Source organism: Skermanella aerolata KACC 11604 (genome assembly GCF_000936425.1).
Taxonomy (GTDB): domain Bacteria; phylum Pseudomonadota; class Alphaproteobacteria; order Azospirillales; family Azospirillaceae; genus Skermanella; species Skermanella aerolata.
Window position 1 is genome coordinate 72,384 of record NZ_AVFK01000011.1, and the last position, 15,462, is coordinate 87,845.

Sequence of the window (15,462 nt, forward strand, 5' to 3'; positions counted from 1 at the left end):
TCAGCCGGCAGCGGCGAGTTCGTGCCGCCGGTCTCCGCCCGCCTTCAGGCTCTCCTCGATCCGGTCGGCCAGATAGAGCGCGTCACGCGCGACACCCGAGAAGCGACCGGAACCCCAGGTGTGGAGCCAGGGGAGACCGAGGAAATAAATGCCTTCTATCGCGGTGACGCCGCGATGGTGCTTCGGGTGCCCGGCGCCGTTGAAGACGGGCGCGTCGAGCCAGCGGAAATCCGGCTGGAAGCCGATGCACCAAATGATCGACGTGATGCCGGCGGCGGCGAGGTCGAGGGAGGACGGATCTTCTTCCGGTTCCCAGACCGGCGCGTAGACGGAGGGCGGCGGGGCATCGATGCCGTTGTCGGCGATATACTTGTCGATCGCGGCATTGATGCCGTTGTAGACGCGGTCCGCCTCGTCCAGAGACTTCCTCAGTGACTTCCGGAAGGTCAGCGCCGTGCCGTCGTATCCTTCGAGGACGCCGTAAAGCTGCATGCCTTCCAGGGCGAACTTGCGCAGGTCGATGTCGCGGCCGCCGTCCCGGCCGGTGACGTAGTGGTTGGTATTGTCGCGCACGCCTTCGCGCAGCGGGTGGCGCTCCACCGGCATCTCGTAGTACTTCATGTCGGCGAGCCATGTCACGACATCGCGGCCGCGATAGAAGCGGGCGCAGCGCGGCGCGTTCCCAATGGCGAGGTGAACCTTGCGGCCCGCCAGATGGAGGTCTTCGGCGATCTGTGCTCCCGATTGGCCGGAGCCTACCACCAGGACCGCTCCGTCGGGCAGCGAACCGGGATCGCGGTACTGTTCGGAGTGGATCTGCATGATCGTTTCGGGCAGCCGTTCGGCAAGCCGGGGGATGATCGGCGTATGATACCCGCCGGAGGCGACGACGACCTGATCGGCGCCATAGGTGCCCGCCGACGTGACCACGTCGTAGCCGCCCTCGTCCCGCCGGGAAACGCGGGTAACCGCGACGCCTTCAAGCAGGGGAGCGTCGACGGCCTTCCGGAAGCCTGCCAGGTAATCCAGGATCTCGGGCTTCCTCATGAAGCCGTGGGGATCCGGACCTTCATAGGGATGGCCGGGAAGCTGGCACTGCCAATTGGGCGTCACGAGGCAGAAGGCATCCCATCGGCGGGTTTCCCAGACATGCATCGCCGTGTGCTTCTCGAAGACGAGATGGTCGATGCCGCGCTGCTTCAGATAATAGCTGATCGACAGGCCGGCCTGTCCACCGCCGATGACCGCGACCGGAATGTGCCGGTGAGCGGGCGGGGATGAGGATGGAGATGGTGTTATCGTAGAGGCAGGCATGGCGCGGTCCTCCTTGCTTCATTCTTCGCTTGCTTCATTCTTCGAATGTGTCGACGCTCACGCGGGCGTCGGCGCTGTCGGCGAAGCGCCCGCAGCGGGCTTCGATCCGGGCGAGCTGACCTAATGCCAGCGAACAGGGCATGCCGTATTTCGCCTTTACTCTGTCGCTGGCGATGGAGAGCGCAGTCCGGCTGCGCTCCAGAAACTCGTTCAGCGGATAGCTCTCGCCGGGGGTGAGATAGTCCTTGATCACGAGCGACGGCGAATAGCAGCTTTCCAGAGCGCCATCGGGCCAGCGGATGTTGAATCTCATCTCAGGCATGGGCGTTTTCCCATATCTCTTGATAGACGGGCAGGTGAGCCGCGGCGACGCGGTCCCACCGGTGAGCGGCAACCGCGGCATCGGCCCGGGCCGACAGGCGGCGGCGGATGGCGGGCGCAAGGGCGGTGACCATCGCGTCGGCGATGGAGCCGGCTGCATGCGGGTTGCACCAGATCACGTCGTCATCGCCGAAATGCTCGGTGAAGGGCGGAATGCGCGAGGTCAGCACGGGCGTCCCGCAGGCCATCGCTTCCAGCGCCACCAGCCCGAAGCCTTCCTTGACGGACGGAAAGACCAGGGCGTCGGCGATGCGGTAGAGCGCCGGCATGTCGGCCTGCTCCATCGGGCCGGCCAGGACGACACGGTCGGCGGTGCGCCGGTCGGCGCCCAGCGCTTTCCGGAACTCGGCCTGATAGCCGCCATGATCGAGCAGCGAAGCACCGCCGGCGACGACCAGCCGGGCGTCGGGGCGGATTGCCAGCACCTGTGCGAAGGCCTGGAGGATGCGGAGCGTGTTCTTGCGCTCCTCCACCCCGCCGACGGCGAGGAACGCCGGACCGTCGCCCGGACAGAGCCGGGCACGCAGCGCCGCTTCCCGGCCATCCGCCCGGGGGGTGAAGACTTTCAGGTCGACGCCGTTGCCGACGACGGTGGCGGACAGGCCGAAATCCCGCATCAGCGTATCGCGCCACATCCGGCTGACGGTGAAGTGACGGTCGGCGGCAACGATCGAGCGGTTCTGGAGAGCGGCGACCCGCGCGTCGGCAAAGCCGTCGATGTGGTGGACGGTGCGCACGAAGCCACGGATCAGGCCGTGGGCCTTCAAGGCCGCCAGCGCATTGCCCGACAAGCCGTCATGGGCATGGAAAACGTCGAAGGCACGGTTGACGGGTTGTTCGAAATGCCTGACGTAATCGGCGACCCGCGTTTCGACCATCCGGTGCAGGGGCATCCGGTGCGAAGCACCGGCGGGCACCGAGACCGTGCCGCACGTTGCAGTCCGGAAAAATCCGGCTCCCACAGGGTCCGGCGCGTGCACCACCGCCTCGTGTCCGAGTGCGGTCAGCGCTTCGCCGAGGGCCAGGGCATGGACGACGCCACCGCGCGGATTGGTCGAGTGGGCCAGGATGGCGATCCTCACGACGGCCCCCCGGCGAAGGCCATCAGGGGAGAGTCGCCGAAGTCCCAGATCGTCTCGCTGCTCGACCCGTCGGTGATAGAGACGATCCGATCGGCGGTGACGGTCCCGATGTCGGCCGCCGCGATATCGCGCCGGTGGAACCGGGCGAGGACTTCGGGCACATGGCGATGGTTCACCGACAGCAGGTAGCCGAAGCTGGGGAAGCTCGTTAGCCAGCGGCCGAGCGGTACGCCCGAAGGCCTGGGCACGGCGGCGACGTCTATCGCGATGCCGACGCCCGAGCACTCCGCCAGCATGGCCGCCGTGCCGACCACGCCGGCCTGGCTGATGTCCTTGGCCGCCAGCGCTAGACCGGCTTCGGCGATTTCCGGCAGGATCTCCAGATCGCCGCGCAGGCGGGCCAGAGGTGCGTCGGTCGCTGCTTCCCAGTTGGAGAAAGGCTCGCGGTACCGGCCGCGCAGGTCGATCGATGCTATCAGCCGGTCGCCGGGTCTGGCGTCGAAGCTGGTCAGCAGCCTTTTGGCGCGGCCGAGCACGGCGACCGCCAACTGGCCCCTGTCGGTGCCGAGATTGGTGTGCCCGCCGACGATTGGGACGCCGAAGGCTTCCGACGCCGCCCTCAGCCCCGCCAGGACGGGATCGGCCCCGGCCGCGCCATCGGCCCAGACGGCATCGACGACAGCGACCGGACGTCCGCCCATGGCCGCGATGTCGGACAGGTTGACCATCATGCCGCACCAGCCGGCGAACCACGGATCGGCGGCCACGAACTCGTTCATGAAGCCTTCGATCGCCAGCAGCAGCCAGCCGTCACCGTCCGCGATCGCGGCGCAATCGTCGCCGACGGGAATACCAGGGGCAGCCGACAGGCCCAGCCGGGATGCCGCATCGGCGATATCCCGCTTGGCCTTCAGGCCGCGCGCGGACCGCAAGGTTTCGCCGAGGGCAGCGAGGTCCGACATCGTCACGCCGCCTTCCGGGCAAGGGAGAGGAAACCTTCTTCCGGCGTCGCGAAGGGCGGATAATAGGACAGGTCGGCTTCCATCCGGTGATGCGGCCTGCCGTACAGGTCGAAGGTCTCGACCGTGGTCCAGTGAAGCCGGCGAAACAGCAGGGCGTTCCGGCTTTGCACGTTGGCGAGGAAACGGGTGCAGCCGCGCGCATGCGCCGAGGAAACGGCCAGCCGGATCAGGCCGGAGCCTAGCGCCCCGATCCGGCGGTATTCGGCCCCGACCGCCAGCCGCGAGCCCCACCACAGTCCCGGTTCGGCCTCGTGGATGCGGACGGTGCCGACGACGGTATCGGCGGCGACGCCGACCAGCGACACGGCGACGATCGGTATCGCGACCTCGTCGGTCTCGTCGCGGTCGTCGCCGGAGAACACACCCTGTTCCTCGCAGAAGACCTGACGGCGGAGCGCGCATGCCGCCGCCTTCTCCCATGGATCGACGGCGAACTTGATCTGGAAGCCTGACGGCACGAAGGGGGAGAAGGGTTCGAAGATCAAGCGACGCCTCCCGCAGGCGCAAGACCCCGTTCATAGGTCGAGAGCGACGAGCAGGCGCCGCACTTGGCGCAGCCCGCCTTGACCTCGGCCGACTTCAGGCCGCCGTCCACCAGCATCCGCGCCAGAGGCTCAAGGATGGAGTGCATGAAGGCCGGGGTGGGAGAGGGATGGCTTTCCAGAGGCGTGCCGGAGATGGGGACGAAGGGAACCACGAAGGGATAGACGCCGAGTGCGACCAGCCTTCGGCAGACGGCCAGGATTTCCTCCGCCGTGTCGCCCAGCCCGGCCAGGATGTAGGTCGAAACCTGCCCCCGGCCGAACACCGGTACGGCGGTCTTGAAGGCGGAGAAATAACGCTCGACCGGGACCTGGGCTTTGCCGGGCATGATGCGCCGGCGGACCCGGTCGCTGACGGCTTCCAGATGCATGCCGAGAGCGTCGGCGCCGGAGTCCCTTAGCCGGCGGAACCAGGCGTCGTCGTCCGGCGGTTCGCACTGGACCTGGATCGGCAGGTCCACGGCCGCCTTCACCGCGGCGGCGCTCTCGGACAGGATGGCGGCCCCCCGGTCCTTGCCAGGCGGCGTGCCGGTGGTCATGACCATGTGCTTGACCCCGTCCAGCTCGACGGCGGCCTTGGCGACCTCCGCCAGTTGGGCGGGGGTCTTGCGCTCGATCGTGCGGCCCGCCGCCAGCGACTGTCCGATGGCGCAGAACTGGCAGGTCTTGGCCCGGCTCTGGAAGCGGACGCAGGTTTGCAGGACGGTGGTGGCGAGCACGTCGCGGCCGTGCAGCACGGCGATCTTGGAATACGGGATGCCGTCCGCCGTCTTCAGCCCATAGAAGCGCGGCTGGAGCGGAAAGCTGATCTCGCCGACCTCGCGGCCGTCACGGATGATCCGGCTTCGCCCCGAGGCGTCCGGCCTCTCGGCCAAATAGGGGCTTTCGAACGCCGGCGCGTTGTGGACCGGCACCATCACCGTCATGCCGTCGATCGTGACGGCCTTGTGATCGGACGGCCCGGCGCCGCCGCGGCGGCTTGCTGCCCCGGCCCCGGGGTCGACCAGGCGCACGCCGAAACTTTGCAGCTCGTTTATCAGGATCTCAGCCGGCAAGTCGGTTCGCGTCATCGGCTTCATCGGTCTGGCTCCCCGGTTCGAATTGGCGGAAGGACTGTCCGTCCTGCGAAGCGACGGTGCGCATGACAGACGTCGCGCGGTCGTCGAGGTTGAGACTGAGGAGTTCCGGACGGGCGTAGTGCCCGACCGAATCCATCATCCGCTTGCGCTTGACGATCAGGCCCATGTCGAGGTCGGCGATCAGGATGCCTTCGCCTTGGGTCAGCGGCGGCACGACATGCTTGCCCTCTGGCGAGACGATCGCGGTCATGCAGCCGCCAGTCAGGCCTTTCCGCAGTTTCTCGTCCGGAGAAATTCGCGCGATCTGATCTTCGGTCAGCCAGCCGGTGGCGTTGACAACGAAGCAGCCGCTTTCCAGCGCGTGATGGCGGATCGTCACTTCGATCTGGTCGGCGAAGATCGGGCCGACCAGCGAACCCGGAAACTGCGCCACGTGGATTTCCTCGTGCTGGGCCATCAGGGCATAGCGGGCGAGGGGGTTGTAGTGCTCCCAGCAGGCCAGCGCTCCGACGCGGCCGACGGCGGTATCGACCACCTTCAGGCCGGAGCCGTCGCCCTGGCCCCAGATCATCCGTTCATGGAAGGTCGGGGTGATCTTGCGGCGCTTGAGCACGAGGTCGCCCGTGGAGTCGAAGATCAGTTGCGCATTGTACAAGGTGCCGTGATCGCGCTCGTTGACGCCAAGCGCCACGACGATGCCGTGACGCCGTGCGGCGGCGGCAACGGCGTCGGTGACGGGTCCCGGCACCGTCACGGCGTTCTGATAGAGCCTGACATGCTCCCCGCCGGTCATGACCGGCGGGTGCACGAAGGAGAAGTACGGGTACCAGGGCACGAAGGTTTCGGGAAACACCACGAGCCCGGCGCCCTTTTCGGCAGCCTCCGCGATGGCGGCCAGAACACGGCCGACCGTCCCGGTTGGTGTTTCCAGGTCGGGCGCTATCTGGACCGCCGCGACGCGGACCGTTGCTCCGTCGCTCATCGCTTTCATCCATGTCAAGGGTGCCGGCCACGGTTATCGACCAGAGTACTGACCAGGGTGCCGGCACGCGTTGCGGGACCGAACTCTCAGAGCGTCCAGGTGTCGAGGATGAAGGCCTTGTCGCGACGGTGGAGCAGGACGAGATCCAGCACGTCGAGCGGGCTGATCGGCCGGATGCCCTCGATCAGCGACGGCTCGCCATGGCCGTAGAGGGCCTGTAGGGCGAAGCGGCAGGCATAGACCTTGCCGCCCTCGGCGATGAACTTGGAGATCTGGTTGTTGAAGTTGAGGTGGCCGGGGAACGCCTCGTCGCCGATCTTGGGGAACCCGCGCTGGACGCCCAGGGTGACACCCGGGCCGTAGAGCAGGATAGAGGTCTCGAAACCCTTGCGCTGGAGGCGCGTCGCCTGAAGCAGGTTGACGAAACCGATCGAACCTTCGAACGCGACGGTGTGGAAGGTGACGAGCGCCTTCTCGCCCGGCTCCGCCTTGACGTCCTCGAAGATCTTCTCTTCGTAATCGACGAAAAAATCACCCTTCTGAGTGGCTGGCTTTGTGACGGCGGGCATCGGGCATCTCTCCTGACTGGGATCGCGGGGATCATCGATTGGCGATGCCGCAGTAAGCGGATCGCGAATACCAATCAGCAATCAATGTGCCAGTTGCATACCTGCATATTCAATGTGCAGACTCAGTCAATATACCATCAATTATCCATTCAATTTTGAATTGGCACCGAAATGCAGTGGTGCTGCGATGATTAATTTGTTTCCATAATGCTAACCAAATAACCGTGGTTCTGCGGTTTTTTTGACCTATACCCCGTTAAAGGACACTGGTGTCGATCGGTTTCCAGATGATCCATTCAATGTGCAGTCAATTTTTCAGCGAGTTCGGCTCCACTCATTGAAGCAGCCTTGCGAGAGGATGGAACGGTAGCCCGGGTGCGACACGGAACGCATGCCGTCGCACCATCGCGTGACAATCCCGCCGCGGGGGCTATACAGTCGATTCAGTCACCGTCGTCGGGTAGCGACGGACAGCAGCCGCGACCGAGTCAGATGAGTTCCTGGACACCCGACCTTTCCGCCAGCGACAAGCCCCGCTATCTGGCCATCGCCGACATCATCGCGTCCGATCTCAAGAACGGGTTGCTGGTTCCCGGCGACCGCCTGCCGCCGCAGCGGGTCCTGGCGCGTCGGGTCGGCGTCGACTTCACGACCGTCGCCCGCGGCTATGCCGAGGCGCAAAAACGCGGATTGATCGAATCACGGGTAGGGCAGGGGACATACGTCGTCGGCCTGCCAGAACCGGAGAGATCCGCCCCCCAAAGACCGTCCGTGGCTTCGGCCTTTCCCCGCGCGCAGGTCGTCGACCTGTCGATGAACCTGCCGCCCGAACCGGACGACCCCGCCCTGATCGAGCGCATGCGCGCCGGTCTGGAGGAAGTCGGGCGAGACCTCGTCTCGCTGCTGCGCTACCAGGGCTTCGGTGGAGCGCCCGCCGACAAGGATGCGGCGTCCCTGTGGCTGGGACGGCGGGCGCTGGTCCCGGCGCAGGAACGCATCTTCGTATCGCCCGGCGCCCATGCGGCGCTGCTGGGCATCTTCGGCATCCTGGCGAAGCCCGGCGACGTCGTACTGTGCGAGGAGATAACCTATCCGGGCGCCCGCTCGATCGCGGCGCAGTTGGGGCTCCGGCTGGTCGGGCTGCCGATGGACGATGACGGCATCGACCCGGACGCCTTCGCGGATGCCTGCGCGCGGCTGGCGCCGAAGGGGCTGTACCTCAACCCGACGCTTCAGAACCCCACGACCCTGACCGTGCCCGAGAGCAGGCGCGCCGAGATCGCGGCGATCGCCCGGCGCTGCCGCGTCCCTATCGTCGAGGACGACGCCTACGGCTTCATCCCGGTCCACGGCCCCGCTCCCTTCGCCGCCATCGCACCTGACATCACGTGGCATGTCGCGGGGCTGGCGAAATGCATCGGCGCCGGCATCCGCGCCGCCTATGTGGTGGCGCCCGACGTCCGTTCCGGCTGGCCGTTCGCGGCGGCGCTCCGGGCTTCCAGCGTCATGGCCTCGCCGCTTACCTTGGCGCTCGTCACCCGCTGGATCGAGGACGGCACCGCCGACGCCCTGCTGCGCTTCATCAGGACGGAGGCGGCGGCGCGCCAAGTCCTCGCGGCGGAGATCCTGCCGGCGGCCAGCTTCAAGGCCGACCCGCTGAGCTTCAACCTCTGGATCCCGATGCCGGACGGGTGGACCCGCTCGGCCTTTATCGGCCACCTGCGCATGACCGGCATCGGCGTCGTCGCCAGCGACGCCTTCACGGTGAACGGCAATCCGCCCGAGGCGGTGCGCCTGTGCCTTGGCGGGCCGACGCCCCGCGCCGGAATCCGGCACGCCCTGGAATACGTCGCGCATGCACTGACGGAGTCGCCGACGGTGGCGTCCATCGTGCTCTGAGGCCGTGACGCTTCGGGACTGCCCCATACCTGTCCTAAACAGACCGGGTTATAGGGGTAGCTTTCCCCTTACGACTACCCTGTGAGACAAACGCGCGGTTTCGGTTGTTGCTTTCGGACCGATGTTCCGCCCGCCAGCCGGGTTGGGATTGGCCGTGCGTCCGGAAACCCGGACATAAACGCAACCCTTTGTCCGAATCATCAGAATGTTCCTTCTGTTTTTTGCGCAACAGGATTAGAAAGTTACTTGTCCGAGAACGGGTTAGCTGTCGGCCCGCGGTCCGGCGGGTAATGGCATGGTTCGTGCTGATGTATCTGCAACAACTCGCAGGTATGTGGGTGCTCAATCGGTAAGAGCTTCAGGCCTCCTCCAAACGAGGCCGAAATAAAGAGGGGGGATATCAATGAACAAGATCAGCGACAATGATCCGCTGGAAACCCAGGAATGGCGTGAAGCTCTTGCTTCCGTACTGGAGTTCGAAGGCCCGGACCGGGCGCACTTCCTCCTGGACGAGCTGTTCACCGAAGCCCGGCGCAAGGGGACGCCGGTGCCCTATTCGGGTACGACGCCCTACCTCAACACGATCGCTCCGGACCGGGAGCCTCGGCATCCGGGCAACCGCGCGATCGAGCACAAGATCCGCTCGCTGATCCGCTGGAACGCGCTGGCCATCGTGCTGCGCGCCAACAAGGAGTCGTCGGAACTGGGCGGCCACATCGCCAGCTTCCAGTCGGCGGCGACCCTGTACGACACCGGCTTCCAGCACTTCTGGAACGCACCCAGCGAGAAGCACGGCGGCGATCTGGTCTATATCCAGGGCCACTCCTCCCCCGGGGTCTATGCCCGCGCCTTCCTGGAAGGCCGCCTGACCGAAGAGCAACTCCTGAACTTCCGCGAGGAAGTGGACGGCAACGGGCTGTCGTCGTACCCGCATCCCTGGCTGATGCCGGACTTCTGGCAGTTCCCGACCGTGTCGATGGGGCTGGGGCCGCTGATGGCGATCTATCAGGCCCGGTTCCTCAAATACATCCATCATCGCGGCCTTGCCGATACCGCCAACCGCAAGGTCTGGGCCTTCATGGGCGACGGCGAGATGGACGAGCCGGAGAGCCTGGGCGCCATCTCGCTCGGCGGGCGCGAGAAGCTGGACAACCTCGTCTTCGTGATCAACTGCAACCTCCAGCGCCTGGACGGACCGGTGCGCGGCAACGGCAAGATCATCCAGGAACTGGAAGGCGATTTCCGGGGCGCGGGCTGGAACGTCATCAAGGTGATCTGGGGCAGTTCGTGGGACCCGCTGATCGCGGCCGACACCGACGGCAGGCTGCTGCGCCGGATGGAGGAATGCGTCGACGGCGAGTACCAGGACTTCAAGTCCAAGAACGGCGCCTATGTCCGCGAGCATTTCTTCGGCAAGGACCCGGAGCTGAAGAAGCGCGTCGCCCATATGTCCGACGAGCAGATCTGGAGCCTGACGCGCGGCGGCCACGATCCCAGCAAGGTCTACGCCGCCTATGCCGCCGCCGTGGCGCACAAGGGCCAGCCGACCGTGATCCTGGCCAAGACCGTCAAGGGCTACGGCATGGGCGAGGCCGGCGAAGGCCAGAACATCACCCATCAGCAGAAGAAGATGGGTGAGGCGGTGCTGAAGGAGTTCCGCGACCGCTTCAGCCTGCCAGTCACCGACGAGCAGATCAAGGACGTGCCGTTCGTCAAGCTGGCCGAGGACAGCCCGGAGATGGCCTATCTGCGCGAGCGCAGGGCGGCATTGGGCGGCAGCCTGCCGGCACGGCGGCGCAAGTCGGATTCGCTTGAGATCCCACCGCTCTCGACCTTCGATGCCCAGCTGAAGGCGACCGACGGGCGCGAGATCTCCACCACCATGGCGTTCGTCCGGGTGCTCAACACGCTGCTGCGCGACAAGCAGATCGGCAAGCGGATCGTGCCGATCGTGCCGGACGAAAGCCGCACCTTCGGTATGGAGGGCATGTTCCGCCAGTTCGGCATCTTCAGCCAGGTCGGCCAGCTCTACCAGCCGGAAGACGCCAAGCAGCTGATGTACTACCGCGAGGACAAGAACGGCCAGATCCTCCAGGAAGGCATCAACGAGCCGGGTGCGATGTCGTCGTGGATCGCCGCTGCGACCTCGTACAGCACCAGCAACACGCCGATGATCCCGTTCTACGTCTACTACTCGATGTTCGGGTTCCAGCGGATCGGCGATCTGGCCTGGGCCGCCGGCGACATGCGGGCGCGCGGCTTCCTGATCGGCGGTACCGCCGGACGCACCACGCTGAACGGCGAAGGCTTACAGCACGAAGACGGCCACAGCCACCTGATCTCGGGCACGATCCCGAACTGCGTCTCCTACGACCCGACCTTCTCGTACGAGGTCGCCGTGATCGTCCGGGACGGCCTGCGCCGGATGTATGCCGAGCAGGAAGACGTGTTCTACTACATCACCGTGATGAACGAGAACTACGAGCACCCGGCCATGCCGGCGGGAGCCGAAGCCGATATCATCAAGGGCATGTACCTGTTCAGGGAAGGGCAGGGGGCGAAGAGCGAAGCGCGCCGGGTCCAGTTGCTGGGCAGCGGCACGATCCTGCGGGAAGTCATCGCGGCGGCCGACCTGCTGGCCGATGACTGGGGCATCGCGTCCGATATCTGGAGCGTCCCCAGCTTCACGGAGCTTCGCCGCGACGCGATCGACGCCGAACGCTGGAACCTGCTTCACCCGACCGAGGCGCCCCGCCAGAGCCATGTCGAGAAGTGCCTGAGCGGCCGGGGAGGCCCTGTCGTGGCCGCCACCGACTACATGCGGCTGTTCGCCGACCAGATCCGGACCTGGGTGCCGGGACGCTACCGGGTGCTGGGGACGGACGGCTTCGGCCGGTCCGACTACCGCCGCAAGCTGCGCCACTTCTTCGAGGTCGACCGGCATTGGGTGACGGTCGCCGCGCTGAAGTCGCTGGCCGAGGAGGGCGCGGTCGAGCCCAAGGTGGTGGCGGACGCGATCCTGAAATACGGGATCGACTGCGAGAAGCCCAACCCGATGACGGTCTGAGACGGGCGTCTGGGAAAAACGGGCAAGCAAGAAAAGGGTAAGGAAACGACGATGACTGCCATGACCGAAGCCCGTGCCGCAGGCACGACGCAAGTGACCGTGCCCGATATCGGGGACTTCAAGGACGTTCCGATCATCGAGATCCTGGTCAAGGAGGGGGACGCGATCAACGCGGAAGACCCGCTCCTGACGCTGGAGTCCGATAAGGCGACTATGGAGGTGCCGGCCCCGGCCGGCGGAACGGTGGAAAAGATCCTGGTCAAGGTCGGCGACAAGGTCAGCGAGGGCACGCCGATCCTGATGTTCAAGGGGGGTGACGGCGCAATGACCCAGCCGCCCTCCCTGGTCAGCCAGCAGGAGCCGGCGCCGCAGGCGCAGCCGGCCGCGGTAGCCAACAGGAACCCGCCGCCATCGCAGGCGGCGGCCTCCGCCGACCGGGGGACCGGCGCCACGACGTCGGGCGCCGCCGATTTCAGCAACGTCCACGCCAGCCCCAGCGTGCGCCGGGTGGCGCGCGAGCTGGGTGTCGACCTGACCAAGATGAAGGGCACCGGCGAGAAGGGCCGGATCACCAAGGACGACGTGCTGAGCTTCCTGAAGGGGCCGAGCGCAGCGCCGGCCGTGGCCGCATCCTCCGGTGGGTCCGGCATTCCGGATATCCCGGCGGTCGACTTCTCCAAGTTCGGGCCGATCGAGACCAAGCCGCTGCCGCGCATCAAGAAGCTGTCGGGGCCGCACCTGCACCGGGCTTGGCTCAACGTGCCGCACGTCACCCACAACGACGAGAGCGACATCACCGAGATCGACGCCTATCGGAAGGAGCTGGACACCGCCGCCAAGGACAAAGGCTATCGGGTAACGCTGCTGGCTTTCCTGATGAAGGCGGCGGTATCGGCGCTGCGGGAATTCCCCGAGTTCAACGCCTCGCTGTCTCCCGAAAAGGACAGCCTGATCTACAAGAAATACTACCATATCGGCATCGCCGCCGACACGCCGGAGGGGCTGGTGGTGCCCGTCATCCGGGACGTCGACCGCAAGGGCGTCCACGAGCTGAGCAAGGAGCTGGGCAGTGCGTCCAAGCGGGCGCGCGAGGGGAAGCTGTCGTCGGCCGACATGCAGGGGGCGTGCTTCACGATCTCCAGCCTGGGCGGCATCGGCGGCACCAGCTTCACGCCGATCGTCAATGCGCCTGAAGTGGCGATCCTGGGCGTCGTGCGCTCCAAGATGGCCCCGGTCTGGAACGGCACGGAGTTCGTGCCCCGGCTGATGCTGCCGGTGTCGCTGTCCTACGACCACCGGGTGATCGACGGAGCGCTTGCGGCGCGCTTCTCGCGGCATCTCTGCCACGTGCTGGAGGATGTCCGCCGGCTGGTCCTGTGACCGCCGGTACCATCCCCCGAACCCTGGAGAGCTGCCCATGAGCATGATCGAGATCCGCATCCCCGATATCGGCGACTTCAAGGACGTGCCGATCATCGAGGTCCACGTGAAGCCCGGCGATACGGTGGCGGTGGAAGACCCGCTGCTGACGCTGGAATCCGACAAGGCGACGCTGGAGGTGCCGTGCCCGCAGGCCGGCACCATCGGCGAGGTCAAGGTGAAGTCCGGCGACAAGGTCTCGGAAGGCGACCTGATAGTCATGCTGGAAGCCGAAGGCGGGGCCGCTACATCCCCCAAGGAGCGACTGCGGGAAGACGCCGCACCGTCGGCCGGCGATGCCCAGGCGGGCTACGGCTCGCCGGCAGGAGCCTATGAATCGATCGAGGTCAAGGTCCCAGATATCGGCGACTTCAAGGACGTTCCCGTCATCGAGATCCTGGTCAAGGAAGGCGACACCATAAGCGCCGAAGACCCGCTGATGACGCTGGAATCCGACAAGGCGACGATGGAGATCCCGTCACCGGCGGCGGGTACCGTCGGCGCCATCCGGATAAAGGTCGGCGACAGGGTGTCCCAGGGCGACACCATCATGGCGCTCCAGACGCAAGGTACCGCCAAGCCCAACGGCGCCGCCGCGGCGATGCCGACCGCCGCCGGTACGCCGGCCAGCGCGCCGGCGGGGAAACCCGCCAGTTCAGTGGCCGGCGATATCCACGCCGAGGTGCTGGTGCTGGGGGCCGGTCCGGGCGGCTATACCGCCGCGTTCCGGGCGGCGGATCTGGGCAAGCAGGTGGTGCTGATCGAGCGCTGGCCGACGCTGGGCGGCGTCTGCCTGAACGTCGGCTGCATCCCGTCGAAGGCCCTGCTGCACGCGGCCAAGGTGATCGACGAGACGCAGGACATGGGTAACCATGGCATCCGCTTCACCGATCCGACCATCGATCTCGATGCGCTGCGGAGTTGGAAGGACGGTGTCGTCAAGAAGCTGACCGGCGGCCTGACCGGGCTGGCGAAGCAGCGGAAGGTCAACGTCGTGTCCGGCTTCGGCCGGTTCATCTCGCTCAATCAGGTCGAGGTCGAGCAGGCGGACGGATCTAAGAAGGTGGTGACCTTCGATCAAGCGATCATCGCCGCCGGATCGGAGCCGGTGACGCTGCCGTTCATCCCGCACGACGATCCGCGCGTGATCGACAGCACCGGGGCGCTGGAGCTTGGCGGCATCCCGAAGCGCCTGCTGGTGCTGGGCGGCGGCATCATCGGCCTGGAAATGGCGACGGTCTACCACGCGCTGGGTTCGAAGGTGACCATAGTCGAGCTGATGGACCAGATCATCCCCGGCGCCGACAAGGACATCGTGACGCCGCTGATGAAGCGGATTAAGAAGAAATACGAGAACATCCACCTGAAGACCAAGGTGACTAAAGTAGAAGCCACCGAAGCAGGGCTGGTAGCCCATTTCGAGGGCGGCAGCGCCCCGGAAACCGACACCTTCGACCGTGTCCTGGTAGCGGTAGGCCGGCGGCCGAACGGCCGGACCATCGGGGCGGAGAACGCGGGCGTCGCGGTGGACGAACGCGGCTACATCGCGGTGGACAAGCAGATGCGGACCAACGTGGCCCATATCTACGCGATCGGCGACGTGGTAGGCCAGCCGATGCTGGCGCACAAGGCGGTCCACGAGGGCCGGGTCGCGGCGGAAGCCGCCGCCGGCAAGAACAGCTTCTTCGACGCCAAGGTGATCCCGTCGGTCGCCTATACCGATCCGGAAGTGGCCTGGGTCGGACCGACCGAGAACGAGCTGAAGGCGAAGGGCGTCAAGTACGGCAAGGGCGTCTTCCCCTGGGCCGCCAGCGGGCGGTCGCTGTCGCTGGGCCGCGACGAGGGCATCACCAAGATCCTGTTCGACGAGACGACGGACCGTATCATCGGCTGCGGCATCGTCGGTCCCAGCGCCGGCGACCTGATCGCGGAAGCGGCGCTCGCGATCGAGATGGGCGCCGACGCCGAGGACATCGGCCTGACGATCCACCCGCACCCGACCCTATCGGAAACGATGGGTATGGCGGCGGAAGTCTTCGAAGGCACCATCACCGACCTTTACATGCCGAAACGTAAATAACGGCAAAGGACGTCAACCGGTCAGGA

12 protein-coding genes are annotated in these 15,462 nt (G+C 66.1%); 4 read left to right on the forward strand and 8 right to left on the reverse strand.

Annotation, left to right across the window (positions count from 1 at the left end):
• The 8 genes from N826_RS15295 to N826_RS15330 form a co-directional block, all read right to left on the reverse strand.
• Entirely contained in the window at positions 1–1,314 is a 1,314-nt protein-coding gene (locus tag N826_RS15295) for an MSMEG_0569 family flavin-dependent oxidoreductase (RefSeq protein WP_044430234.1), read from the reverse strand.
• 34 nt (positions 1,315–1,348) lie between these two features.
• Positions 1,349–1,636 carry an MSMEG_0570 family nitrogen starvation response protein gene (locus tag N826_RS15300; protein ID WP_044430236.1) on the reverse strand — a complete coding sequence of 96 codons (288 nt, stop codon included), beginning with the start codon at positions 1,634–1,636 and terminating at the stop codon, positions 1,349–1,351.
• Entirely contained in the window at positions 1,629–2,777 is a 1,149-nt protein-coding gene (locus N826_RS15305; RefSeq protein ID WP_084720773.1) for an MSMEG_0565 family glycosyltransferase, read from the reverse strand. Before N826_RS15305 ends, N826_RS15300 begins: the two co-directional genes overlap by 8 nt.
• Positions 2,774–3,739 carry a sll0787 family AIR synthase-like protein gene (locus N826_RS15310; RefSeq protein ID WP_044430238.1) on the reverse strand — a complete coding sequence of 322 codons (966 nt, stop codon included), beginning with the start codon at positions 3,737–3,739 and terminating at the stop codon, positions 2,774–2,776. Before N826_RS15310 ends, N826_RS15305 begins: the two co-directional genes overlap by 4 nt.
• 2 nt (positions 3,740–3,741) lie before the next feature.
• Entirely contained in the window at positions 3,742–4,284 is a 543-nt protein-coding gene (locus N826_RS15315) for an MSMEG_0567/Sll0786 family nitrogen starvation N-acetyltransferase (protein ID WP_044430240.1), read from the reverse strand.
• Positions 4,281–5,420, reverse strand: coding sequence for an MSMEG_0568 family radical SAM protein (locus N826_RS15320; protein WP_044430242.1), 1,140 nt, complete (start codon positions 5,418–5,420; stop codon positions 4,281–4,283). Before N826_RS15320 ends, N826_RS15315 begins: the two co-directional genes overlap by 4 nt.
• Positions 5,386–6,402 (reverse strand): Nit6803 family nitrilase, encoded by a 1,017-nt coding sequence (locus N826_RS15325; RefSeq protein ID WP_044430245.1) that lies wholly within the window; start codon positions 6,400–6,402, stop codon positions 5,386–5,388. The genes N826_RS15320 and N826_RS15325 overlap by 35 nt, the downstream gene beginning before the upstream one ends.
• An 86-nt stretch (positions 6,403–6,488) precedes the next feature.
• Positions 6,489–6,971 carry an MSMEG_0572/Sll0783 family nitrogen starvation response protein gene (locus tag N826_RS15330; protein WP_044430248.1) on the reverse strand — a complete coding sequence of 161 codons (483 nt, stop codon included), beginning with the start codon at positions 6,969–6,971 and terminating at the stop codon, positions 6,489–6,491.
• Positions 6,972–7,463: 492 nt separating this feature from the next.
• Here N826_RS15330 and N826_RS15335 point away from each other — a divergent pair, with 492 nt between their 5' ends.
• From N826_RS15335 to lpdA, 4 genes are all read left to right on the forward strand, one after another.
• Positions 7,464–8,870 (forward strand): aminotransferase-like domain-containing protein, encoded by a 1,407-nt coding sequence (locus N826_RS15335; RefSeq protein ID WP_044430250.1) that lies wholly within the window; start codon positions 7,464–7,466, stop codon positions 8,868–8,870.
• Between the two features lie 403 nt (positions 8,871–9,273).
• Positions 9,274–11,937: a pyruvate dehydrogenase (acetyl-transferring), homodimeric type gene (gene aceE, locus N826_RS15340; RefSeq protein WP_044430251.1), complete on the forward strand. Its 2,664-nt coding sequence runs from the start codon at positions 9,274–9,276 to the stop codon at positions 11,935–11,937.
• A gap of 51 nt (positions 11,938–11,988) precedes the next feature.
• Entirely contained in the window at positions 11,989–13,317 is a 1,329-nt protein-coding gene (gene aceF / locus N826_RS15345; protein ID WP_211099293.1) for a dihydrolipoyllysine-residue acetyltransferase, read from the forward strand.
• A gap of 37 nt (positions 13,318–13,354) precedes the next feature.
• Entirely contained in the window at positions 13,355–15,436 is a 2,082-nt protein-coding gene (gene lpdA / locus N826_RS15350; RefSeq protein WP_084720774.1) for a dihydrolipoyl dehydrogenase, read from the forward strand.
• The last annotated feature ends 26 nt before the right edge of the window (positions 15,437–15,462 follow it).